This is a genomic window from Polynucleobacter sphagniphilus (genome assembly GCF_001953355.1).
Lineage (GTDB): Bacteria > Pseudomonadota > Gammaproteobacteria > Burkholderiales > Burkholderiaceae > Polynucleobacter > Polynucleobacter sphagniphilus.
Genome location: NZ_MPIY01000007.1, coordinates 123,038 through 146,404, shown reverse-complemented (window position 1 = coordinate 146,404; position 23,367 = coordinate 123,038). Strand labels below are relative to the sequence as shown.

26 protein-coding genes and 1 tRNA gene are annotated in these 23,367 nt (G+C 45.5%); 17 read left to right on the top strand and 10 right to left on the bottom strand.

The genetic code is table 11. The annotated features are described in order from the left end of the window. Window positions 1-42 precede the first annotated feature (42 nt). Window positions 43-1,224, bottom strand: coding sequence for an MFS transporter (locus BOQ04_RS07940; protein WP_076024212.1), 1,182 nt, complete (start codon window positions 1,222-1,224; stop codon window positions 43-45). A 57-nt stretch (window positions 1,225-1,281) separates the two neighbouring features. Between BOQ04_RS07940 and BOQ04_RS07935 the strand changes: the two genes are divergently transcribed. Then, complete coding sequence (locus BOQ04_RS07935) at window positions 1,282-3,642, top strand: Tex family protein (RefSeq protein WP_076024211.1); 2,361 nt, start codon at window positions 1,282-1,284, stop codon at window positions 3,640-3,642. Window positions 3,643-3,647: 5 nt separating this feature from the next. Here BOQ04_RS07935 and BOQ04_RS07930 read toward each other — a convergent pair whose 3' ends face one another. Both BOQ04_RS07930 and BOQ04_RS07925 read right to left on the bottom strand, forming a co-directional pair. Continuing rightward, complete coding sequence (locus tag BOQ04_RS07930; RefSeq protein ID WP_076024210.1) at window positions 3,648-3,878, bottom strand: hypothetical protein; 231 nt, start codon at window positions 3,876-3,878, stop codon at window positions 3,648-3,650. A gap of 3 nt (window positions 3,879-3,881) precedes the next feature. After that, the gene (locus tag BOQ04_RS07925; RefSeq protein ID WP_076024209.1) at window positions 3,882-4,655 is read right to left on the bottom strand and encodes a sulfite exporter TauE/SafE family protein; all 774 of its coding nucleotides are present in this window, start codon (window positions 4,653-4,655) and stop codon (window positions 3,882-3,884) included. 171 nt (window positions 4,656-4,826) lie between these two features. On the opposite strand from BOQ04_RS07925, the gene BOQ04_RS07920 reads away from it, so the two are divergent. The 4 genes from BOQ04_RS07920 (at window position 4,827) to BOQ04_RS07905 (ending at window position 6,127) form a co-directional block, all read left to right on the top strand. Then, complete coding sequence (locus BOQ04_RS07920; RefSeq protein WP_076024208.1) at window positions 4,827-5,084, top strand: hypothetical protein; 258 nt, start codon at window positions 4,827-4,829, stop codon at window positions 5,082-5,084. A 102-nt stretch (window positions 5,085-5,186) separates the two neighbouring features. Further along, window positions 5,187-5,570, top strand: a complete 384-nt coding sequence (locus BOQ04_RS07915; RefSeq protein WP_076024207.1) for a translational machinery protein — start codon at window positions 5,187-5,189, stop codon at window positions 5,568-5,570. Next, on the top strand, window positions 5,567-5,833 hold the full coding sequence (locus tag BOQ04_RS07910) for a DUF1488 family protein (RefSeq protein ID WP_076024206.1): 267 nt from the start codon (window positions 5,567-5,569) through the stop codon (window positions 5,831-5,833). Before BOQ04_RS07915 ends, BOQ04_RS07910 begins: the two co-directional genes overlap by 4 nt. A gap of 39 nt (window positions 5,834-5,872) precedes the next feature. Further along, on the top strand, window positions 5,873-6,127 hold the full coding sequence (locus BOQ04_RS07905) for a hypothetical protein (protein WP_076024205.1): 255 nt from the start codon (window positions 5,873-5,875) through the stop codon (window positions 6,125-6,127). 49 nt (window positions 6,128-6,176) lie between these two features. On the opposite strand, the gene BOQ04_RS07900 is transcribed toward BOQ04_RS07905, so the two are convergent. Next, entirely contained in the window at window positions 6,177-6,362 is a 186-nt protein-coding gene (locus BOQ04_RS07900) for a hypothetical protein (RefSeq protein WP_076024204.1), read from the bottom strand. Between the two features lie 162 nt (window positions 6,363-6,524). Here BOQ04_RS07900 and BOQ04_RS07895 point away from each other — a divergent pair, with 162 nt between their 5' ends. From BOQ04_RS07895 to BOQ04_RS07885, 3 genes are all read left to right on the top strand, one after another. Beyond that, window positions 6,525-8,018, top strand: a complete 1,494-nt coding sequence (locus BOQ04_RS07895) for an RNB domain-containing ribonuclease (RefSeq protein ID WP_233126726.1) — start codon at window positions 6,525-6,527, stop codon at window positions 8,016-8,018. A 127-nt stretch (window positions 8,019-8,145) separates the two neighbouring features. Then, window positions 8,146-8,727 (top strand): chemotaxis protein CheB, encoded by a 582-nt coding sequence (locus BOQ04_RS07890; RefSeq protein ID WP_083657559.1) that lies wholly within the window; start codon window positions 8,146-8,148, stop codon window positions 8,725-8,727. A gap of 61 nt (window positions 8,728-8,788) precedes the next feature. Then, window positions 8,789-9,682 (top strand): pseudouridine synthase, encoded by an 894-nt coding sequence (locus BOQ04_RS07885; protein WP_076024202.1) that lies wholly within the window; start codon window positions 8,789-8,791, stop codon window positions 9,680-9,682. Window positions 9,683-9,805: 123 nt separating this feature from the next. Here BOQ04_RS07885 and BOQ04_RS07880 read toward each other — a convergent pair whose 3' ends face one another. Beyond that, window positions 9,806-10,240, bottom strand: a complete 435-nt coding sequence (locus BOQ04_RS07880; RefSeq protein ID WP_076024201.1) for a hypothetical protein — start codon at window positions 10,238-10,240, stop codon at window positions 9,806-9,808. 124 nt (window positions 10,241-10,364) lie between these two features. On the opposite strand from BOQ04_RS07880, the gene dusA reads away from it, so the two are divergent. From dusA to BOQ04_RS07860, 4 genes are all read left to right on the top strand, one after another. Then, window positions 10,365-11,435, top strand: coding sequence for a tRNA dihydrouridine(20/20a) synthase DusA (gene dusA / locus BOQ04_RS07875; protein ID WP_076024200.1), 1,071 nt, complete (start codon window positions 10,365-10,367; stop codon window positions 11,433-11,435). A gap of 55 nt (window positions 11,436-11,490) precedes the next feature. Further along, a tRNA-His gene (locus tag BOQ04_RS07870) sits at window positions 11,491-11,566 on the top strand. A 333-nt stretch (window positions 11,567-11,899) separates the two neighbouring features. Next, a complete protein-coding gene (locus BOQ04_RS07865; protein WP_076024199.1) occupies window positions 11,900-12,112 on the top strand; it encodes a hypothetical protein in 213 nt (70 codons plus the stop codon). Then, window positions 12,099-13,223: a hypothetical protein gene (locus BOQ04_RS07860; RefSeq protein ID WP_076024198.1), complete on the top strand. Its 1,125-nt coding sequence runs from the start codon at window positions 12,099-12,101 to the stop codon at window positions 13,221-13,223. The genes BOQ04_RS07865 and BOQ04_RS07860 overlap by 14 nt, the downstream gene beginning before the upstream one ends. On the opposite strand, the gene BOQ04_RS07855 is transcribed toward BOQ04_RS07860, so the two are convergent. Then, the gene (locus BOQ04_RS07855) at window positions 13,139-13,576 is read right to left on the bottom strand and encodes a TadE/TadG family type IV pilus assembly protein (RefSeq protein WP_158025487.1); all 438 of its coding nucleotides are present in this window, start codon (window positions 13,574-13,576) and stop codon (window positions 13,139-13,141) included. The two genes, BOQ04_RS07860 and BOQ04_RS07855, sit on opposite strands and share 85 nt — an antisense overlap. An 85-nt stretch (window positions 13,577-13,661) precedes the next feature. Between BOQ04_RS07855 and BOQ04_RS07850 the strand changes: the two genes are divergently transcribed. The 3 genes from BOQ04_RS07850 to BOQ04_RS07840 all read left to right on the top strand — a co-directional run bounded on the left by BOQ04_RS07850 (window position 13,662) and on the right by BOQ04_RS07840 (window position 16,810). Continuing rightward, a complete protein-coding gene (locus BOQ04_RS07850) occupies window positions 13,662-14,501 on the top strand; it encodes an RMD1 family protein (protein WP_076024196.1) in 840 nt (279 codons plus the stop codon). A 44-nt stretch (window positions 14,502-14,545) separates the two neighbouring features. Beyond that, window positions 14,546-15,892, top strand: a complete 1,347-nt coding sequence (locus BOQ04_RS07845; RefSeq protein WP_076024195.1) for an ATP-dependent DNA helicase — start codon at window positions 14,546-14,548, stop codon at window positions 15,890-15,892. A gap of 93 nt (window positions 15,893-15,985) precedes the next feature. Beyond that, the gene (locus BOQ04_RS07840; RefSeq protein ID WP_076024194.1) at window positions 15,986-16,810 is read left to right on the top strand and encodes a hypothetical protein; all 825 of its coding nucleotides are present in this window, start codon (window positions 15,986-15,988) and stop codon (window positions 16,808-16,810) included. Window positions 16,811-16,868: 58 nt separating this feature from the next. Here the strand turns inward: BOQ04_RS07840 and BOQ04_RS07835 are convergent, their stop codons facing one another. From BOQ04_RS07835 to BOQ04_RS07820, 4 genes are read right to left on the bottom strand one after another with little or no spacing between them, the layout of a single operon-like run. Next, entirely contained in the window at window positions 16,869-18,458 is a 1,590-nt protein-coding gene (locus BOQ04_RS07835; RefSeq protein ID WP_076024193.1) for a gamma-glutamyltransferase family protein, read from the bottom strand. An 18-nt stretch (window positions 18,459-18,476) separates the two neighbouring features. Beyond that, complete coding sequence (locus BOQ04_RS07830) at window positions 18,477-19,454, bottom strand: Bug family tripartite tricarboxylate transporter substrate binding protein (RefSeq protein WP_076024192.1); 978 nt, start codon at window positions 19,452-19,454, stop codon at window positions 18,477-18,479. Window positions 19,455-19,459: 5 nt separating this feature from the next. Further along, complete coding sequence (locus BOQ04_RS07825; RefSeq protein ID WP_233126724.1) at window positions 19,460-20,206, bottom strand: LrgB family protein; 747 nt, start codon at window positions 20,204-20,206, stop codon at window positions 19,460-19,462. Continuing rightward, window positions 20,181-20,531, bottom strand: a complete 351-nt coding sequence (locus BOQ04_RS07820) for a CidA/LrgA family protein (RefSeq protein ID WP_076024190.1) — start codon at window positions 20,529-20,531, stop codon at window positions 20,181-20,183. Before BOQ04_RS07820 ends, BOQ04_RS07825 begins: the two co-directional genes overlap by 26 nt. 136 nt (window positions 20,532-20,667) lie before the next feature. Here BOQ04_RS07820 and BOQ04_RS07815 point away from each other — a divergent pair, with 136 nt between their 5' ends. Together BOQ04_RS07815 and BOQ04_RS07810 are read left to right on the top strand one after the other, a co-directional pair. Continuing rightward, window positions 20,668-21,117, top strand: coding sequence for a (2Fe-2S)-binding protein (locus tag BOQ04_RS07815; RefSeq protein WP_076024189.1), 450 nt, complete (start codon window positions 20,668-20,670; stop codon window positions 21,115-21,117). Between the two features lie 9 nt (window positions 21,118-21,126). Then, window positions 21,127-23,367 (top strand): xanthine dehydrogenase family protein molybdopterin-binding subunit, encoded by a 2,241-nt coding sequence (locus BOQ04_RS07810; RefSeq protein ID WP_233126722.1) that lies wholly within the window; start codon window positions 21,127-21,129, stop codon window positions 23,365-23,367.

Below are 23,367 nucleotides of genomic sequence, written 5' to 3'. Positions count from 1 at the left end.
GTTAATAAAGAAGCCGCCCGAGATGTTGTAGGGCGGTTTTTTTTATTCCGTTAAATAAAACAGAAAAGCGGCAGCTGGAAAGCCAAAGCCAATAGATGCCACTAGCGTCCAACCACCATATAGATAGGCTACACTGGCAATGCCAGAGCCGATAGCGCCACCAATAAAAAAGATGGCCATATACAAAGCATTCAAGCGACTGCGTACTTCTGCACCCAAAAGGTAGATTGTCCGCTGGCCTAAAACCACATTGCATTGCACGCCCATATCTAGCAAGATGCCAGCGAGCACTAGGCAAAATAGTGAGGCCGATGTTCCCCCAAAGAGAGACAGCAAAAATGCAAAAGCCCCAGTTGCCAAGGCAAATCCTGTGGCTGGTTTGGCATAACCTTTATCGGCAATTCGCCCAGCGATCGGTGCAGCAATGGCGCCCATAGCACCAGCTAGCGCAAACAGGGCAATACCTTGCTGAGAAAGCTTAAATAGTGGTCCAGATAGCAGTAGGGGTATCGCAGTCCAAAACAAGCTAAATGAGGCAAAAAGCGCTGCCTGATAGAGCGCTCGGCGGCGTAGGATTGGGGTATCTCTTAATAAAGACCATAGGGACTTAATCAGGCGGAAGTAATGGTGGTTTAGGGTAGGTTGGCGCTCTGGTAGCAAATTCCACAAAATAACTGCCAAGATGATTAATAGGACCGCAGACATTCCAAATACGGTGCGCCAACCAAAGTGGTGAGCAATGAAACCCGAAATCGGACGCGCTAACATCACACCCAATAGAAGGCCGCTCATGATGTTTCCTACGGTACGACCTCGACGCTCTTCAGGAGAAATGTGCGCCGCAATTGGGATTAGCATCTGTACGGCCACTGAGCCGATGCCTACTAAAAGGGAGGCAAATAAAAACCAGAGGGCATTGGGCGCTAGCATGGCCATCACCAAGGCTAGGATTGCCCCTGAGATTGTCAATAAAATCAATTTACGGTTTTCTACAAGATCACCCAGTGGCACAAGTAAGATTAGGCCGATGCAATACCCTATCTGTGTGAGGGTAACTATCAGGCTAGCAGCGGATTCTGAGAGGCCGATTTCTGGGGCAATTAAGCTAATTAAAGGCTGCGCATAGTAGAGGTTCGCAATCAAAATGCCGCAAGCCAGGGCGAAGACAAAAACAAGCCCTCGGGGCATATGAATTGAGGCTTTAGAGTTTGCTGTAAGGGTCATGTTCGATAGTTTATTCTCTATCCTTCAATCCTGTTTAGAACCTTTTTATAAGTATTTATGCTGCCTTCAATCGAACAAAGACTTGCCCTAGAACTCTCCGCTAAACCTGCTCAAGTAGCAGCAGCCATCGCACTCATGGATGAAGGTGCTACTGTGCCTTTTATTGCCCGTTACCGTAAAGAAGCTACTGGCGGATTAGATGATGCGCAACTGCGTTTGCTCGAAGAGCGCTTAAGTTATTTGAGGGAGCTGGAAGAGCGTCGTAAGGCGATCGTAGCTGCTATTGAGGAGCAGGGCAAGATGACCCCTGAGTTGCTCAAGAGCATTATGTTGGCGGAGGATAAGACTCGGCTAGAAGATTTATACCTGCCATATAAATTGAAGCGTCGTACTAAGGCACAAATTGCCTTAGAGGCAGGTTTGGAGCCGCTAGCAAACGACTTATTGCAAGATCCTAATCTCACCCTAGATACTGAGGCAGCAAAATACATTAAAGAGGCCTTTCAATCTGACCAAGGTGATAACCCGGGTGTTCCAGATATCAAAGCAGCGCTTGAGGGTGCTCGCCAAATCTTGATGGAGCGTTTTGCTGAAGATGCTGCGCTAGTGCAGTCATTGCGTACTTACTTACAAGACCATGGTGTGGTTGAATCAAAGGTGATTGCAGGCAAAGAGCAAGAGGGTGAGAAGTTTGCGGATTACTTTGATTATTCTGAACCTATTAAAGCAATTCCATCGCATCGTGCTCTGGCTTTATTTAGAGGGCGTCGCGAACAAATACTGATGGTTAATTTGCGCCTGGATACCGAAGAAGAAAAGCCAAGATGGGATGCGCCTCACAACCCTTGCGAATCTCGTATTGCTAATCACTTTAAGATTAAAAATGAAGGGCGACCAGCTGATCAATGGTTGGCTGATACAGTGCGTTGGACGTGGCGGATTAAATGCTCCTTGCATCTTGAGTCTGAGCTGATGAGTGCTTTGCGTGAGCGCTCAGAAACTGAAGCCATTCATGTATTCGCACGTAACTTAAAAGATTTACTACTAGCAGCACCTGCTGGGCCACGAGTCACGATTGGTTTAGATCCTGGCATGCGTACCGGCGTGAAGGTGGCTGTGGTCGATGCCACTGGCAAGGTGGTCGATACAGATGTCATTTACCCACATCAACCCAAAAATGATTGGGCGGGTTCCCTGCACACACTGGCAAAATTGGCGGAGAAGCACCAAGCCACCTTAATCTCGATTGGTAACGGCACTGCATCGCGTGAGACCGATAAGTTGGCGCAAGACTTAATCAAGGCCAAGCCTGAATTAAGGCTCACCAAAATTGTTGTATCGGAAGCGGGGGCATCGGTGTATTCGGCTTCTGAATATGCCTCTAAAGAGTTACCCGGAATGGATGTTTCTCTACGTGGCGCAGTATCCATTGCCCGTCGTTTGCAAGATCCCTTGGCTGAACTTGTGAAGATTGATCCTAAATCAATTGGCGTAGGCCAATATCAGCACGATGTGATGCAAACTCAATTAGCGAAATCATTGGTAGCGGTAGTGGAGGATTGTGTAAACGCAGTGGGTGTGGACGTGAATACTGCTTCCGCACCTTTGCTCGCAAGAGTCTCGGGGTTGAGCGCCACAGTGGCCGAGGGTATTGTGGCCTACAGAGACAGCAATGGGGCGTTTCAGAGTAGGGCTGATTTACGCAGTGTTCCACGCTTAGGCGATAAAACCTTCGAGCAAGCTGCAGGGTTTCTGCGCATTATGAATGGTAGCAATCCATTGGATGCCTCCGCTGTTCACCCTGAGTCTTATCCTTTAGTTGAAAAAATTCTGAGTGATATTAAAAAAGGTGTCAAAGAGGTGATTGGGGATGCTTCGATCCTCAAAAACTTAGCCCCTGAAAAATACGCTGATGAGAAATTCGGCATTCCAACGGTAAGCGATATCCTCAAAGAATTGGAAAAGCCAGGAAGAGATCCGCGTCCAGAATTTACTACCGCCACTTTCAAGGACGGTATCGAGAAAGTGAGTGACCTCAAGCCAGAGATGATTTTGGAAGGTGTGGTTACGAACGTAGCTGCTTTTGGTGCCTTTGTTGATATTGGCGTGCATCAAGATGGATTGGTGCATATTTCTGCATTAGCCAATACTTTTGTGAAAGATCCTCACTCGGTAGTTAAGGCGGGGCAGGTTGTGAAAGTAAAGGTGCTTGAGGTTGATGAGAAACGCAAGCGTATTGCATTAACTATGCGCTTAAGCGATGAGGCACCCAAAGCTGGCACACCGAAGCCACCACAAAAAAACTTTGATAGGTCTACCCCAAGGAATAATGAGCAAGGACAGTCGAATGCCGATAGACGTAGTTTGCCGCCAATAAATAATGCGATGGCCGCTGCTTTTGGAAAGCTCAAGAAATAGTCTGATTAGGGTCGATAGCGCCTGAGTAATTCCTCCAGCCCAAACGCATCATTCTGCTTGTGGAGCTGGCTAATGGATGCTCTTAGAGCGCGAATATCTTGTTTGCTTAGGGATTCTAATTTTTTGGAGTCCAATCCATAACTATCGATAAGATAGCGCTGGCCAGACTTGCTCAGCAAATGCTTGATGATCGTATAGATCAACACCAGGAAGATAGTTGCAATTGAAATAAGCATGACTTATTGGATATAGGCGTCGTAAAAAGTTTTTAGTATCAAGGCGCTCACAGTAATAAAAAAGGCTTTACGAATAAATACATTACCGTGTTTTATGGCCATTTTGCTTCCAATTTGGCCGCCAATTAAATTGGCAATCGCCATTAAAAAAGCGAGTTTTAAATTCATATAGCCCAGTGATAAAAAAACGCATAGCGCTCCAAGATTCGAGGCAACGTTTAGAAATTTAGATGGGGCGGCAGAGCGTAAAAAATCAAAACCCAGAACGCGGGCATACCAAAGCTTATAGAAGGCTCCAGCACCAGGCCCTAGAAAGCCATCATAAAAGCCAATTAACGCACCCCCCAAGGATGCAAGGCCAGTTTGCTTGTGATGTTGGTGACGAGGAGCATGCACTAAACCGGCGGTTGAGCGAATATTAAAAATTAATAAGGCCAGCAGGAAAAATGGTAAAGCCCCCCTTAACCATTGATTAGGAACTTGAGTTAGTAAATAAGCGCCTCCAACAGAGGCTAAAAATGCTGCTGAGCAGGAAATGAGCACCAGCTTCCAAGGGGTTTTATTAGCTTTGGCGTATTGAAACGCTGATCCACTAGTGCCCACCAAAGAGGCAATTTTATTTACTGACATCAGCGTCGCTGGTGGATATCCGGGAAGAAAAGAGAATAGTGCAGGCACTTGAATCATGCCGCCCCCGCCCATAATGGAATCAATTAGCCCAGCCATCAAGGCACATAAAAGCAGCAAGCAAATATCAAGCAAAGAAAGATCAAACATGGTCTTTTAAAATCATAGGGTAAATGCGAATTACGCTCATTATTGGGGTTCTTTATTCAGCAAAGATAAGTATAGTGACCTTATCCTGATCTGGAATATAGGTATGATTTACTGATGAAGAGGTTCAACAAGTCTATTTGTATGGGGTTAATATGGGTTGCGAGCATCCAAATGCCCCTTTTGGCCTTCGCCGATGAGGGGTCGCCACCGATTGATACTGCCAGACTATTCCAACCCCAGCGTAATCCTTATGCGCCGCGCCCCAAAGCACCGGTGTCGACTGATGAAGAGGGCGTCCAGGCTGGCAGCAACCCTAGCAAACCAACCCCAAAAGATACGAACATTACGGTGAATGGCCATGGCAATAGCAGCAATGGAACTTCTGGCGGAAATAACGCCACCATGCGCCATCGCTTCACCTTTGATTGATCTAAATCAAAAGAAATGTTCAAAATCTTTATTTGTCACTAATTATTCATCTGAATGCAGGCATACTAAAGCTGTTATTGAATTTAATTAATAAGGAATCACATGTCATTTAATCATTCGGTAGTTTGGATTGACCATAAAGAAGCGCATGTCATGTTTCTAAGCGAAACCGCTGATGAAGCCGAGGTAATTAAAACCAAATCAACTCATCCACATTTGCACCATAAGGGTGGTGAGATTGGTAGCGGTAGAGTTGCCTTGGATGATAAGTACCTGCATTCTGTTCTGCAGGCTGTTAAAGAATCAAAAGAGATTTTGATTATTGGCCCAGGTTCTGCAAAGTTAGAATTAATTAAGCATGCGCATCAACACGACCAAGATATTGCGAATCGCATTGTTGGTGTAGAAACAGTCGATCATCCAACGGATAGAGAAATTTTTGCTTACGCCAATAAGTTCTTTTATAAAGCGGATCAACTTCGATGAAAATTCACTTCATAGGCCCCGTTAGCTTTGGTAAAGACAAGTCCATTCACTTTCCGGCATCATTGGACGGTCATCCCTTGGATTGCGTTTTTAGTTATGAGGCCCTAGAGGATATTGATCCAGATAGTGTGTTGGGCGACCCTCTAGAGCATTTTGCAAAGCATCAGCTCAAGCTACTCTCAATAGCAGAGCAGAAGATTTTGAATGGGCACGCGCATAACGGTAAGATTGAAATCTACAGCAGCGATTTGGCAGCCGATTAGTTTGCTTGCTGAAGCATATTAGCCATTAGGAGGTAGCACATGGGTACTCAGCCATTAGGTCCGGATGGACTTCCGGGACATGATTATTTCTTAGATGCGGTAAATCATATCGACGCTGCGTTAGAGCAGAATTCGATTGCAGCAGGCGCAGCCAAGGGTCTGGTGTACAGCTTAGTTGAAACCTTGGGCGCAATGATTGGAGATCCCGATCTACCTGCTCATCTCCGCTCGGGTTATCAGGGCGCCCTGGATCTAGCCAAGGAGCTTCAAGTAAAAATTGATGGCTCTCTATAGATATTGACGAGCATTGAAATATAAAAGGGTGGCATAGAGTCACTCTTGTTTATTCACGAGCCTTGGCAAACATAAACTCAGGGTTTCCCCGATTTTCTTCAACCGCTAAGCGTAAAGCTTCATTTTCAAATGCTTCGATCTCAAGTGGCACAAGACCATCCCCTAATTCAATTACATAAGTCCAAACAATCTCATGTGACCAATCTTTAGTAAATACATCGACAATGCGTTTCATATTGCTGCCTTCTTTTAATTCATACAGTACAAGCGATAAGACACCTTCTATGTATACGCTTAAAGATAAATCATTGCAAGAATCTAGGCAAATTTGAGGCGCAGGTATAAGATGAAAGCAAGATTCTCGCGATTAAAGGCCTAGACTAGCTTGATCAATTCTGTGAAGTACCCATTTCGTACTCGTGAAATTAGCAATCATATCGAAGTGCTCTCACGTATCGCTGAGGGCGTGATGCTTGTGCGGGGCTTAGAACCCGAATTCTCTCCCGCGGTGCATGAACAGTTAGAGAAAATTCAGAATCCCGCTAGAGAAAATGATTCCTCGATAGTGGACTTAAGGAATTTGCCTTGGTGCTCGATAGATAACGATGACTCAAGAGATTTAGATCAGCTCACTGTAATGCGTAAAGATAGTGGTCATGACTATCACTTACTGGTTGCCATTGCTGATGTGGATGCACTCATTAAAAAAGGAACACCGATTGATGAGCATGCCTTTATTAATACGCGTTCTGTCTACACTTCTGCACGCATCTTTCCGATGCTACCCTTAAAGCTATCGACCAATCTGAGCTCTTTAAATCCTGGTGAGGATCGTTTAGCCATCGTTTGTGAAATGCATTTTTCAAAAGAGGCTGATCTCAAAAAATCCACTATTTACAGGGCTTTGGTACGTAACCAGATTCAGTTGGCCTATGATGCCAGCTCAGAATGGCTGGAGGGACGCGGGCAGTTACCTGAAAAAGCAGCAGCAGTTCCAGATTTGAAATGGCAATTAAAGATTCAAGATGAGTTAGCTCAAAAACTGCGGGTCAAGCGCCATGAAAACGGCTCATTAGAGTTTGATATTTTTCAGCCAAGAGCGAACTTTGTTGGCAACACTATTACTGAGATTAAGCAGCAAGATCATAATCGCGCTCGTCAGCTTATTGAAGAGTTCATGATTGCCACCAATGGATGTACTTCGCGCTTCCTAGGTCGCGCCGGAATTTACTCTATGCGAAGGGTGGTGCGCTCACCGGAGCGCTGGTTGCGGATCGTCAAAGTAGCATTGGAACATGGATATACATTGCCTAATGATCCAGATGCACAAGCACTAGAAGCATTTTTGGCAAAGCAGCATAGAGAGGACCCAATACGCTTTCCAGATCTATCGCTGCTGATTGTCAAGTTGATGGGCTCTGGCGAATATATTGTTGAGAAGCCCACCAATCATCCAATTGGTCACTTTGGTTTAGCCGTTAGTGACTATATGCACTCGACTGCCCCAAATCGCCGTTACCCAGACATCGTTACCTTGCGCCTGATTAAGTCTGTTCTAGCAGGGCAGGAGCCGCCGTACTCTGTCGGAGAACTCAAGGCCATGGCCCTGCATTGCACTATTCAGGAAGACGTTACTAAGAAAGTGGAGCGCCAATTACGTAAATCTGAAGCGGCACTTCTATTGCATGACCGCATAGGTCAATATTTCAATGGCATTGTGTCTGGTGTAAACGAGAAAGGTACCTGGGTGCGAATCTTTAATCCACCTGTAGAAGGGCGCTTAATCAACGCAAAGGATGATTTTCCGGTTGGACACCTGCTCAGGGTTAAGCTAATTTCAACCCATGTAGAGCGTGGTTTTATTGACTTTGTTACAGGCGTAGAGAATTAGCGATTGATTAGTGAGGAGAGTAAAAATGGCGTTAAGTACATTAAAAAGAATGGAATAAGATTGCCAAACCCAAAACCACTCCAATGTGAGCTCAGCCGATTGGTTATACCTAGGATAGTAGTGATCGGTGCCTCTACTGGTGGGCCTCAAGCTTTGGAGGCATTATTTTTTAAATTTAAATGCCGACTTCTCTATTCCAATTATTTGTGTCCAGCATATCAGCAATGGTTTTTTAGTCAGGATGCTTGACTGGCTGCAAAGTATGACGAATTTAAAAGTAGAAATCGCTCAAGAAAAGGGAGTTCCAATGGCGGGACATTTGTATTTCCCGCCCGAAGGAAAGCATCTTGAGATAGGTGTTGATGGTGGATTTAGAATCAGTTCGCCTTCCCCAGGTGAAATTTATTGCCCAAATATCGACAAGCTCTTTGCATCCGTTGCCGAGTCTTGCCCTTCAAGTTCGGTCGGAGTAATTTTGAGTGGTATGGGTAGGGATGGGGCCATTGGTTTGAAAAAGATCTTTGATTCAGGTGGGGATACGATTGCGCAGGATGAAACTAGCAGCATCATTTTTGGTATGCCCGCTGCAGCGATTGAGCTGGGAGGGGTATGTCATGTTATGTCTGTAGTACAAATTGCGGACTATCTGAATGGACTCCAACCCTATTCCCGAGCTAAATATAATACAAATTCATTGCAGCCCTATTGATGAACATATAGGTGGTTTCGGGTAGATTCGATCCTAACATTAAGAGTAAATCACACCTTGCATGAAAATTAATTCCGAAGGGGTTTCGTCCTCAAGGGTATATTTACCTGTTACCTCAATTTACTCAGTTCTGATTGATTTTTTCGTTAATACTTTTTCCCATATTGATCAAGCGGAGTGGGTGGCTAGATTTAACGAAGGTTTAGTAATGACTATGGATGGTCATCCGGTTGCGGCAAATGACCCCTACATTCCCAATACCCACTTAATGTATTTCCGACGCTTGGATAGGGAACCTCAAATCCCCTTCGAGGAGGCGATTCTCTATCAAGATGAACATATTGTGGTGGCTGATAAACCCCATTTTTTACCTGTCACGCCAAGTGGCTTGTATCTTCATCAAACCTTGCTCAATCGTTTGAAAAAAAGAACTGGTATCCAGGCATTAAGTCCAATTCATCGGATAGATCGGGATACTGCAGGTTTAGTCATTTTTTCAATCAAACCCAATAATAGAGCGCAATATCAAAATCTATTTAGGGATAGGGCTGTAAAAAAGATTTATGAAGCGATTGCCCCTTACTCAGATGAGCTAGATCTGAAATTGCCTCTAACGTATCGTAGCCGCATAGAGGAGTCAAACCATTTTTTACAAATGAGAGAGGTGGACGGCCCCACAAATACCGATACTCATATCGAATTAATAGAACGTAATGGCTCATGGGCTCGCTATAGATTAAGTCCGGGTAGCGGAAAGAAGCATCAATTACGCTGTCATTTGAACGCCTTGGGAATCCCTATCAAAAATGATCAGATTTACCCTATTCTGACGCCATATCAAAAATTCGATCTGGACTTTACGCGGCCCCTGAAATTATTGGCTAAAGAAATTTGGTTTAGAGATCCAATTACCCATCAAGAGCGATCATTTATCAGCAATAGAGAGCTCGATTAATGGATCATAAAATTTAAATAAATTGCGCATGACGCTCATTAGGGCTAAAGCTGCTTGATCTTTCCCGAGTACTTCACTAAAAAATGCTTTTGAATTGATTGATATATCCGTCATAAGGCGGGATTACCCAGGGAGGGTTTTGATGGCACCAGATTTAAGGGTTCGCTTCTTTTCTTGTCGCCGCTCTTGGCCGTGCTTTACCAGGCCCCTTGCAGTTAAGCTATCTATTCGCTTTTTACCTAGCCCGGACTGGGATATGAGTTTTAGGGTTCCCAACTTTGACCTAGCAATTTCTTCGCCCATGTCCTTTACGCCCTCTATATATAGAGAGATAAGTTCGGAGAGGGATATATCGCCATTTGTATTGGTTTTGGCAGTTCCCTGTAAAATTTTGGCAAGTTCAATAGTTTTGTATATTTTTGCTTCTTTAAGAGTTTTAAATGACTCTGAAGCTTCTACCGGTAATTTGGTAATAGGGCAACGTTGACGTATCCGTACTTTGTAAGTAGTCCCTTTTAAACCGACATATGACCTGATGAATTTTTCTATTTTTTCCATGATTAATCGTAGCAATTTGTGTCAAATTTGTGGCAGATTGATTGCGTTTTAGGGCAAGTTACTACGATTTATTGCGATTATCATATTCAAATACCTATATAGATAAAGGCTTACAGGTCGATTTATGAAAAAGAGATTAGCTGTAGCTCCGATGATGGAGTGGACTGACCGTCACTGCCGGTCATTTCATCGCACTCTCACAAAAGAGGCAATCTTATATACCGAAATGGTTACCACTGGTGCGCTGATTCATGGTGATGTACCGCGTCATTTGGATTATTCGCAAGATCAGCATCCAGTTGTTTTGCAATTAGGGGGTAGTGAGCCATCTGATTTAGCAAGAGCCGCTCAATTAGCGCAGCAGTGGGGCTACGACGAAATTGATCTGAATTGCGGTTGTCCATCTGAGCGTGTTCAACGTGGCGCCTTCGGGGCTTGCCTGATGTCTGAACCACAGATTGTTGCGGATTGCGTGCGAGCCATGAAGTCTGCTGTAGATATTCCAATTACTGTAAAGCATCGTTTAGGTCTAGACAGCATGGATGCTGCCAATTCAGAGGAGGATTACCAGTTTGCTTTGAACTTTATCCTCGCGGTAGCTGATGCTGGCGCAAGCCAAGTCACTATTCATGCTCGTAATGCAGTGCTTAAAGGTTTGTCACCAAAAGAGAATCGTAGCAAGCCGCCATTGCGCTACGAAGTTGCTGCAAGCTTGCGTCTGGATGCTAAAAAGGAATTCCCGAATTTGCAGGTACTGCTAAATGGGGGCTTAGAGGGCAATGAACAAATTGCAGGCCATTGGGATGATTTCGACGGCTTCATGGTGGGTAGGGCGGCATATCATTTTCCCGCCATGCTTCTAGGTTGGGATGACCTAATTCATAGCAACGGGGAAGCTGCTGGTTATCTCTTTAGCGAAACCGAGTGGCACCGCATTCAAATTGCTTTAATTAAACAGGTCCAAGCGTGGTTTGATGAATGTAATGCCAAAGGCAAGCCTTTCTATATTGGTGCATTTTCAAGACATATTCTAGGTTTGGCTCATGGCAGGGCGGGATCCCGCTACTGGCGTCAACGCCTCTCAGACCACCATGCCCTAGCTAAAGTGCAGAGCAAAGCGGCTATTGCCGATTTTTTCCTTGATGCCAGCTTATGCCTAGGTGATTGGGCTGCTTTTGAGTTTGAGTCGGCCTAGATAGGTCTTTTTGACAGGTTTTTGCGACAAAAGCTATAATATTGGATCTTCAGTGGCGGACGTAGCTCAGTTGGTAGAGTCCCAGATTGTGATTCTGGTTGTCGCGGGTTCGAGCCCCGTCGTTCGCCCCATTGAATATTAAAAGGCTCCTATTAAGGGGCCTTTTTCTATTTCTGGTGATTATCTTGCGTGGTTTTATTGAAAATTGACGCCACGAGTCAATTGGCTCTGATAGCATGGCTTTGATGAGCCAACTTGATCTGATACCCCGTTAATAGCCTCAATATGTCCTATCTTTCAATCTGGCAGATGAAGAGGTATTGCCTAGGATTTACTTTGGCAGGAACTCTTTTAGTGTTAAGCGCCTGCGACTCCGCTGATTTTACCAGTTCTATCAACCCACCTTAAGCAGTAGTTACCAGGTATGCAATGCTACTCATAAGGTAGGAGAATTTGATGGGCTGATGCATTTTGCTTATCCGAATTGCAACTTAGATCCACATCCAACATTGGGCATGATTTATGCGGATGGTGTTCTGAACCCAGCGTCTGGCTTGCTGGTCATTCATGAGAGGAAACGCATGAATGAGCACTTGATTCGAAATGAAGGTCGCTATCAGTGTCAGAACTTAGGCCATCGCTTTAGTTTTAATGAAATCAACTATGTCAAGCCGTAAATATGCGCTCCTGAAATTTACATTTCTTGCCTTTATATTGGAGGCGCCTTTACTCATTGCCTATTTATGGATGATGGGAAATGTTTCCCAAGCTCGTTTTAATCCACGTCAGATGTCTGAATGGTTGATTAACTATCAAGGTGGTTTTGTAAGGCGGGGCTTAGTGGGCGAAATCATTCTAAAAATAAGTTCGGTTTTTCCAATCACTACCTCAATCTATGCCATTGTTTTTTGGGCATTTGCAGCCTATGTGGCCCTGTTTCTAGTCATCTATCTAAAGGCAAGAATCCAAGATTGGAGCGTACTGGCCGTAGCAATATTATTGCAGGGCGGTATCTTCCACATGGGCAGCGGCGGTATTTTTTATATACGTAAAGAAGGCATTTTCTTGGTCTTTTTTTCAATCCTATGCCTCATATACTTAAACATTCAAGCCAGCTCCTTAAGGCGGCGATCGATATGGATTGGTTTATTGACCTTCCTCCTGTTAACGATTTCACCCTTAATGGTCTTGATGCATGAGGCTTATCTCTTTATGGGCTTTCCTGCTGCTTTCTTATTGCTATGGATTGTTCAAAAGGAAAATCCAGATCTTGGTTATTTAAAGAAGGCCTTAATTTTTCTCGCTCTAGAAGTCGTGGGGCTTTTTGTGTTGTGCTCTATGTTCCATGGAGATGCGTTGCAAAGCCAGGCGATCTGGGATGCCTTGCCATTTCAAGATCGCCTTTTTCTGTCACCCACAGCGCCATACACCCCTCTTGGGCCGATTGATTCGGTGGCATGGTCCTTGGGGCAACATTTAGCTACCATCTACGGCATTTTTAGTACTGGGGGTATTTTTGTTTGGATTTTATTTATCCCAGCAAATGGCTTGGCTTTAATGTATGTCTTGTCGCGCCTTGAGACTGCCAAGACCTCAACGGCTTATGTTCAATTCACCCGTTTAGCGCTGATTGGCTTACTAAGTTCTTCGGCCATGTTTTTCATTGCCAGCGATTGGGGTAGATGGTTAGCTTATCTATCGAATCAAACGGTGCTATTAATGTTCATCCTAGATGTGAGGTTATTCACTGCGCTACCAACAATCCAACCAATTTCGGAAAATTTATAAGTAACGGTTACGGTGACAGTAGTGCCTGAGGTCCCAGTGCCTGTTGCGGATGCAGAAGAGTTTGCATTACCACCAAAAGTAATTAGATTGGCATGTGTGTAATTGTTGGCAATCTGACAGGGATTGCCAGTACCGGTAGCCGTGCCTGAGCAGCTAATGGCCGCTGATGTATTAATAGCCCCCCAGCGAGCTCCCTCGCGGGCAGCATTGGTGATAACTGCCTGGTCATATAGCAGAATGCCATAGTTAATGATGCCAAAAACCAGCACTAAGAGCACTGGCAGAATAAGCGCAAATTCGACTGCCGCAACGCCGTCTTCATTTTGCTTAAAGCAAATCATGGGTTTTTTCATGTCCACCTCTTCATCCATCTAATAGTAGCCTATTTAAGCGCTAGTTCATGAGATGATATTAATTAAATCTTAATAGAGTTCCATTATGAATAAGCCCTTAGGCCTCAATTTACCGACTAACCAAAGTCCTTTAATGAAAGGCATGGATACTACGCACCAGTTGAATGCTTTGGTGCTCAATATCGCCAATCATATTGAAACCAAACAGCTTAAGTCATTACCGTTAATTTCATTGGCGCCTCTGACAGTGCGTTTGCCGTCATCAGGCGCTGCAGTTATTTTCCGTTTTGGCTGTGTAGTGCTTTTTGCCTCCACCGAGGATGATAGGAAGTGGTTACTAGAATTATTAACACCCGCCTGCTCCGGAATGATTGAGGGCTTTGCAGAAGAGTCTTTGCTGATTGTTATTGATCCTGAACATGAAGAGGGTCCGGATGGAGATGACATCTATCTCCATGCTCCGGATCTAGATCGCATTAAGATCGTTGCAGAAATTTTGGCTAAGTCTAATCAGATTGATTTTTTAGAGAGTCGTATCAGTAGTGAGTTCGATAAGATTGAACCGCTTGCGCTCGATTTAGCGGATGATGGCGCTTTCTCAATCAATACGCGCAATCTCATGAAAACCGTTGGTACCATGCTTCTAGCAGAGCAGCGCATGGCCAATCGAGGTGATGTGACCGATCGCTTTAATTCTCTTCTAACTAATCCAGAGTTGCAATTACTGCATGCACGTTTAGAGGATGAATACGAGTTAACTGAGCGATCTTTGCAGATTGAAGCAAAGCTAGCAGCAATTGGCAGAACCGCCAGCACACTGCTAGAAACGATTCGTTACACTAGTTCTCATAAAGTAGAGATCTATATTTTGGTACTGATTTTTATTGAGCTCTTACTCTCGGTCTATGGCTACTTCTTTCACTAGTAATAGTCATGCCAAGTATCTTACTTTCATGAAACAATAGGGCTATGAGCAGTCCTGCAGCCCTCGATTCTTCCGAAATAGAAATTACCCCCGACTATCAGGCGGTGATTGATGCAATTGAGAGGGGCGACCCCTATATCTTTGTGAGTGGCAAAGCGGGAACTGGTAAAACCACCTTAATTGGCTATCTTCGGGAAAATATTCCAGGTAATGTGGTTGTAGTTGCGCCTACTGGGGTGGCTGCTTTGCAGGTTAAGGGGGTAACTATTCATTCCTTCTTTCGCCTGCCGCCGCGCCTCATTTTCCCGGAAGAGGATATTAAGCCCCTCAAAGACAGGCGACTATATAAAGATATCCGCTTATTGATCATCGATGAAGTATCGATGGTCCGCACGGATGTAGTCGATGCGATTGATTTATTTTTACGTGCTAATGGACCCCACAAAAACCAAGCCTTTGGCGGCATTCAGGTCATGTTTGTGGGTGACCTTTTTCAGTTGCCCCCAGTTGTATCGGGCGCCGATATGGAGGTGCTAGCAGGTCGAGGTTACGAGGGGCCTTATTTTTTCTGTTCCATGGCTTTGCATCGTAAGGATGTGACCATGGTGGAGCTCTCAAAAATATTCCGTCAAAAAGACGAGCACTTTGCTGGATTGCTTAATCGCATTCGGATTAATCATGATATTGATGGGGCGCTTGAGACCCTCAATACCCAATGCTTTCGACCGGATCAAGAACAAGATGAGCAAACGATTACCCTAACAACAACCAATGCAAGGGCTGATCAAATTAATGGTGCAGGACTCCGCGCTTTAGCGGTGGACGCCAAATTCTATATTGGTAAGACGACAGGGAAGTTCAATATTGATGAACGCAATTTGCCATCTCCAAACAACCTCGCCCTGAAGGTTGGGGCACGTGTCATGTTCACTGCAACGGATAGTGGTTTTCCAAAGCGCTGGGTCAATGGCACCATTGGTATTGTGCGCGAGTTATTGCCCGATACTGTTAAGGTGACTGTCCAAAATGGACCTTACTCCAATACGGTAGAGGTAAAAGGCCATCAGTGGGAATCCTATCGCTACGACCATGACATGATGAGCGGCAAGATATCCCCACAAATTATTGGTACGTATGTGCAGATTCCTTTGATGTTGGCTTGGGCTGTCACTATTCATAAGAGTCAGGGCAAAACACTTAATAAGGTCAGGGTAGATCTTTCGTCGGGTGCTTTTGCATCTGGGCAGGTTTATGTGGCTTTGAGCCGTTGTACCTCGATTGAGGGAATCAGCTTGCAAAGGCCGATAGAAGCAAAAGATATTAGCTGCGATCTCGAAATTAAGCGCTTCTACCTCAATTGCTTGCCCTCAAATAGTGCAAATAAGCTATAAATACAGTATTGTGCCTATTCAAGTTCGGGTTAGTACAATTTAATTGGTCAAACTTTTTTTATTTCGAATTACTAAACTGCATTTAAGCCAATCATGAAAATTCAATTATCTAAAGCTTTATTCTCCATTCTTGCCCTTGCTGGGCTTGCAAGCGCTCAGGCGCAGTCTGTCACTGTCAACCCTATACCAGTTGTGAATGACGACTGGCGTGTTTCTGCATCAATTAATGGATGGGGTAGTGCTTCTTCAGCAACGCTCACCGAAGGTCGTCGCTCAGTAACTAGCACAAACTCAATCAGTCAAAATCTGAGTGATGCCACTGCTGGTGCGCTCTTTAGTGCTGAAGCTCACAAGGGAGATTGGGGCATGATGGCTGACTTGGTGTATTGGTCGCTTAAGGACGGCAGCTCTAGCCGCACCGCCTATACACCAAATGGTGATGGCACAATCTCGGTTGGTGATAATGCGGCTACTACTCAAACTGCTTTAACCGGTGCTGCCACATACACCGCATATAAATCCGCCAGCCTCTATCTAGATGGCTTGCTTGGTTTGCGCTACATCAGCTCTACTACCGTGATCAATAGCCAAGCTATTGTCAATATTGATGGCACTACTACTGCAGATCGCAATAGAAGTCGCAGTTCCGATCTTCATACAACTGACGCCATTGTGGGTTTCAAAGGCCGTTACCGCATCGCCGATACATCCTGGTTTATCCCTTTCTATGCTGATGGCGGTAAGGGCCCTGGCTCTAATGACACAACCTGGCAATTGCAGGCCGGTGTTGGTGATGCATTCTCGTGGGGTGATGTGACTTTGACCTATCGTGCGTTGGGTTTTGTATTGCCTGATAACCATGGTGGAACCAATTACACTAGCTCGGGCCCTCAGTTGGCGGCTACCATCAATTTCTAATACTGTCGTTGGATTAAGATAAATAAAGCCACCTAGGTGGCTTTATTATTTTCTGGTTTCAGAAACCAGCAGCGAGACCATCGCGACGGTGATCACTTCCGGCGATATAGCCATCAGCGGGATCATCACCTAAGCAAGCAATAGCCTGCGCGCTACCAAAATCCAAGCTATTGGCTGGCATCACTAAAACATCATGACCCATTTGGCGCAATCCCTCAACCACTGCATTGGGCATCGACGTCTCAACGGTCAGTTCGCCAGCATCATCAATCCGCCAACGGGGTGCATCTGAGCAAGCTTGCGGGTTGAGGTATTCATCCACAAAGCGCATCACAAATTGTAGATGTCCTTGCGGTTGCATATTGCCACCCATCACGCCAAATGCCATGCTGGGTTTACTGTCCTTAGTGAGAAACGCCGGCAAGATGGTATGAAAAGGGCGCTTACCAGGGGCAACTTGATTAGGGTGGCCATCCATCAAACTAAAGCTCATGCCGCGATTATGAAACGCTATGCCGCCAGGAGCGACAACTCCCGAGCCAAAGCCCTTGAAATTCGATTGAATATAAGAAATCATCATGCCCGCTTCATCAGCGGCGCACAGATATACGGTGCCACCAGTGTGTGGGTCACCTGCAGCATAGTCACCCGCTTGCTCGTGATTGATTAAGGCAGCGCGACTGGCTAGGTAATCTGGGTTAAGCAATTGAGAAGGGGAAAGACCCATTGTTGCTGGCTCAGAGATAAACGCATATGCATCAGCAAAGGCCATTCTCATTGCTTCAACTTGTAAATGAATACGCTTGGCAGAGTTTGCGGGGTATTGCTTTACATTGGCCGCCTGCAAAATACCCAAGGCCATTTGCGCAACAATGCCAGAGCCATTGGGTGGAATTTCATGTAAGGTGTATTCACCATAATCAAATGCGAGTGGTTCAACCCACTGCGCTTGGTAATTAGCAAAGTCTTCCAGAGTAAATACGCCACCCGTTTTTTGGGCAAAATCGACCATGCTTTTAGCAAGAGAGCCTCTATAGAATGCTTCACCTTCAGTGTTAGCAATCTCTTTTAGGGTTCTAGCTTGTTCTGGATAGCGCCAAATTTGCCCGGCAGCGGGTGCCTTGCCATCAATTAAAAATGATTCGGTAAATCCGGGCTGATTTTTTAATATCGGAATTGCCTCGCGCCATTGACGTGCAATGACAGGCGAAACCGGAAAACCACTTTCTGCATAAGCAATAGCGCGCTTAAATAATTGCGCAAATGGCAACTTGCCAAATTTGCGCGAAAGTTCAATCCATCCAGCGATCATGCCGGGGACTGTGACTGTATTCCAGCCAATCAATGGCATAGCAGATTGACCGGCAAAATACTCTGGGGTCCAAGCTGCAGGAGCACAACCAGAAGCATTGAGGCCGTGTAACTTTTTGCCATCCCAAATAATGGCAAAGCCATCACCACCGAGGCCATTCATGGTGGGTTCAACTACGGTGAGTGTGATGGCCGTTGCTAGAGCAGCATCAACCGCATTACCACCATTTTGCAAAGCTTCTATGCCTGCCTGGGTTGCTAGTGGTTGTGAGCTGGCTACAGTATTGCGAGCCAAAACTGGGGCGCGACCACCACCAAAGGGAGGAGAAATAATCATCAAGGCTTTCGTTACTTTTTAATCGATCTTCAAATTAGCTAACTTCACTATCTTGGCCCATTTTTCGAATTCAGTATTTGTAATCACCGCTAAGTGCTCGGCATTTTCATAGTGCACACGAATACCTTGGGAAGCGAGGCGAGCCTGATTGTTCTTGTTGGCTGCAATCTTTGCAAGTGCATTGTCTAAACGGTCAACGATTGCTGGTGGAGTGCCCTTGGGTACATACACGGCATAGAGGTTTTCAACATCAAAGTTTTTCATGCCCTCTTGACTTAGTGTGGGCACATTAGGTAACAATGGTGAACGCTCAGCCGATGCCATTGCAATCGCCCTCAGTTTGCCGCTTTGGATGTGTGGCAGTGAAGCAGTCACGCTATCAAACATCATGAGGGTATTGCCGGCAATCAGATCAGGTAAAGCAAAGCTACTGCCTTTATAGGGAACATGCGTGCCGGTTGCGCCAATGCGCTGCATAAATAGAGTGGCCTCTATATGGGATAGGCTGCCATTGCCTTGTGATGCGTAATTGAAATTACCGTTTTTTGATTTTATAAAGGCAATTAATTCAGTTAAATTTTTGGCGGGAACAGAAGGGTTCACCACCAGTAAATGAGGGATAGTTCCCATCAGCGCTACCGGTGTTAAATCCTTGCGCATATCTACTGTTGCATTGGCAAAAAGACTATGTGAGATTGCTTGATTGGTTAGTGCTCCAAAAAAGATCGTATAACCATCTGGGGCAGCTTTTGCAGCAGCCTGCAAGCCGATCATGCCACCAGCACCGGGCCTATTGTCAACCATGACTGATTGCCCAAGTGCTTCACCTAAGTTGGAGGCAATATTTCGAGCAAAACTATCGGTAGAGCCCCCGGCTGGAAAAGCAACAATTGCCACGATGGGTTTTTTGGGCCAGTCAGCATCAGCTCCAATAGCAATGCGATAAAAACTAAAGAGTAGGGCGCAGCCTATGAGGGCTGATTTGAGGATTTTCATAGGGATTATTGATTAAATAGGTGATATAGGATGGGAATTGCAACCGCACTCAAGATACCATTCATGCCCATCGCCAGACTGGCATAGGTACCAGCTTCAGGGTGAATGCTAAACGCCCTAGAGGTGCCGATACCATGTGCACCAATGCCGATGGCAAAGCCACGCTGCCACCAGGCTTTCATGCCTAGGGCATTGAGCACAAAGGGCGCCAAGATGGCTCCGAGAATTCCGGTAGCCACAGCAAAGATCGCCGTTAAAGTAGGTGATACGCCAATCCGCTCTGCAATGCCCATGGCAATAGGCGCAGTAACTGATTTAGGGTACATGCCACCAATAATGCTGTTATCAGCACCTAATAATTTGGCGATATTAACTGCGCTAAAAATGGACATCAGTCCGCCAGTGACCAGAGCAGCGAGCAATGGCAAAGACCTGCCTTTTAAACTGCTCAAACCTCGATAGATTGGAATGGCTAAAGAAACTGTGGCAGAGCCTAATAGAAAGTGAATAAATTGCGCGCCTTCAAAATAGGTTGAATACGGCATATCAATTAATTGAATGGTGCATGCAACCAAAATGATAGCGATGGCTACTGGGTTGGCTAATGGATTTTGTTTGAAGTGACGATAGATGGTTAAGCCGATTTGGTAGGCGGTCAAGGTTAGGAAGAGTGCAAAGAGTGGGCTACCGGATAGATAAACCCAGATCTCGAAGATGGTGTGTTCTTTACTCATCTCGATCCAATTTCGCATGGAGAAAACGAACCACTACTGCGCTGGAACCAATCGTCAATATGACACTACCAACTAGGGCGCATATGATGGCCAGGGCATTTTCTCGAAGCTGAGGCAGGTACAGCACCACACCTACTGCCGCCGGAACAAATAAGAGGCCAAGATATTGGCTAAACCCATCAGCGACGATTGCTAAGTCAGAGTTAATGCCCTTACGCAAGACCAGCCAGCCCAACAGAAGAATCAAGCCAATCACTGGGCCTGGGAGGGTGGGGAGAACCGACTTTGAAACGAGCTCCCCCAGGCTTTGAAAGAAGAGTATTTGTACAAGTCCGAAGATCATGTATGGATCTTACTTCGGGTCATAATTTGTTGCAACGCAATAAACTAATTCTTAGTTAAGATAAGCACATGAAATACAGGGTTTTTCGGTTCCTTGACCATAAAACTCAAATTATTAAACCTTCAGGAGATCACTCATGACCGAATTAAATGTCAATGGCAAAAAATACAAGGTAGATGTCGACCCGGACACCCCATTGTTATGGGCTATTCGCGAGCAAGTTGGCTTGACCGGGACCAAATATGGTTGCGGCGTCGGTCAATGTGGTGCTTGTACAGTCTTGTTTGAAGGCGTTGCCATGCGCAGTTGCTCTTTGCCGGTATCGGCCGCCGAGGGCAAGAAAATTGAAACCATTGAGAGCTTGGAAAAAAATGGTCAATTGTCTAAGATTCAAAAGGCGTGGGTAGATAACCAAGTTCCGCAGTGCGGCTACTGCCAATCCGGCATTGTGATGGCTACAACAGCTCTATTGCGTACCAACCCAAAACCAACCGATGCTCAGATCGATGAGGCTATTACGAATATCTGTCGTTGCGGTACTTTCCAGCAAGTGCGTCAAGCGATCCATGCTGTCACCAAGGCTTAAGGAAAAATCATGACAACATCAATCAAGAATATTGAAAAAAACGCTATGACAAATACCTCACGTAGAAGTTTTATTGTTGGAAGTACTGCTATTGCAACCGGTCTTGCCATTGGATTTGATTTCTCCATCATGTCTGAAGCCCATGCAGCGATGGGGACTGGGACAACTTCTATGGCACCCCTCTCAACACCAGAGATTGGTGTGTGGGTTGTGGTCAAGCCAAATGATGATGTAGTAGTGCGCATCGTGCGCTCTGAGATGGGTCAGGGAACGATTACTGGTTTAGCGCAAATGGTTGCTGAAGAGCTGGAGTGCGATTGGAGCAAAGTCAGTTATGAGTATCCAAGCCCAGAAGAGAGTCTCAAGCGCAAGCAAGTTTGGGGTAGTTTCTCAACAGGTGGTAGTCGTGGTATTCGTACGTCAGAGCAGTATGTGCGCAAAGGCGGTGCTGCTGCACGCATAATGCTCATTCAGGCAGCTGCAAATGCTTGGGGTGTGCCTGTTTCTGAGTGTGTAGTACTAAAGGGCGTCATTACGCACACTCCTACTGGACGCAAAACCACATTTGGTAAGGTGTCTGTTGCAGCCTCTCAGTTGCCTGTGCCAACCGAGGTGCCATTGAAGGATCCGAAGCAGTGGAAATTAATTGGTAAACCAGTAGATCGAATTGATGGTGTCGCTGATAAGGTGACGGGCCGCCAAATCTACGCCATCGATTTGAAATTCCCTGGCATGCTAGTGGCCAATATTCGTCAATGCCCAGTATTTGGTGGCAAAGTCAAAAGCTACGATGCCACTGCAGCATTAGGTATGAAGGGCGTTAAAAAGGTTGTTCCGGTTGGGGCTGATGCTGTTGCTGTGGTAGCTGATACCTTTTGGCATGCCAAGACAGCCATGGATGCAGTCAAGATTGAGTGGGATGACGGTGGTAATGGTGCCGTCTCAAGTGCCAGCATTCTGAAAAGCCTACAAGAAGGTTTGGTCGCCAATGATACTTTCGTTGGTAACTCTTATGGAGATGTAAAAGCAGCTATTGCTAGCTCCAATAAAAAGGTTGAATCAAGTTACTTCTTTCCATTCTTATCTCATGCCACTCTTGAGCCTCAAACTGCTACTGCCAAGTGGACTCCTGAGCTCTGCGAAGTGTGGGCGCCAACTCAAGACGGTGAGGCAACCTTTGCAGCAGTGATTGCTGCCTCTGGTTTGGCTGCAGAAAATTGCAATGTTTATAAAGTCAATTTAGGTGGTGGTTTTGGGCGTCGTGGCGCGTTTCAGGATTATGCTACCCAAGCCGTGTTGATTGCCAAACAAATCCCTAGTACTCATATCAAGTTGATCTGGACGCGTGAAGAGGATATGACTCATGATCATTATCACCCTGTGATGATGTGTAAATTGACTGGATCCTTTGACGATAAGAAAAATCTAACTGGCCTTGATATGCGCCTATCCGGCCAGTCGATTTTATCGGCTGTACGCCCTTGGATCGTGGATCAAAATAAAGGTAAAGATCCGGCTGTATTTCAGGGTTTAGATGCGAGTGGTGAAGCGGCCATCAATTACACCTTCCCTAATTTGATGGTTGATCATGCCATGCGCAATACGTCGGTTCCTCCGGGTTTTTGGCGTGGCGTGAATGCCAACCAGAATGCTTTGTTCTTAGAGGCATTTATGGATGAGTTGGCAGAAGCGGCTGGCGCTGACCCACTCGATTTCCGCCGTAAATATCTCACTAATCCGCGCGCATTGGCTGTATTAAATGCTGTCGCTGATGGTATTGGCTGGTCTAAACCAGCAGCGCCTGGTATTTTCCGTGGATTAGCGCAAGTAAAGGCCTATGGTAGTTATGTTGCTGCCGCATGCGAAATTTCAGTAAAGAATGGTACTGATGTCAAAATTCATCGTATGGTTGCTGCAACTGATCCTGGATTTGTTGTTAATCCAGCGCAAGTGGAAAGACAGATTGCAGGTTCATTTGTGTATGGTTTATCTGCTCTTTTTGAGGAAGAGATCACTATTGAAAATGGCGCTGTAGTACAAAAGAATTTCGATACCTTTAATTCGATTCGTTTGTCACAAATGCCTAAGGTAGAGACTATTTTGATTCAGGGTGGAGGACCAGAGTGGGGCGGCGTTGGAGAGCCAACCATTTGCGTGGCTGCGCCTGCTGTTCTTAATGCAATTGCTAAAGCAACTGGCAAGCGCTACCGTACAGTGCCATTGAAAAACAGTGGTGTCAAATTGGTTTAA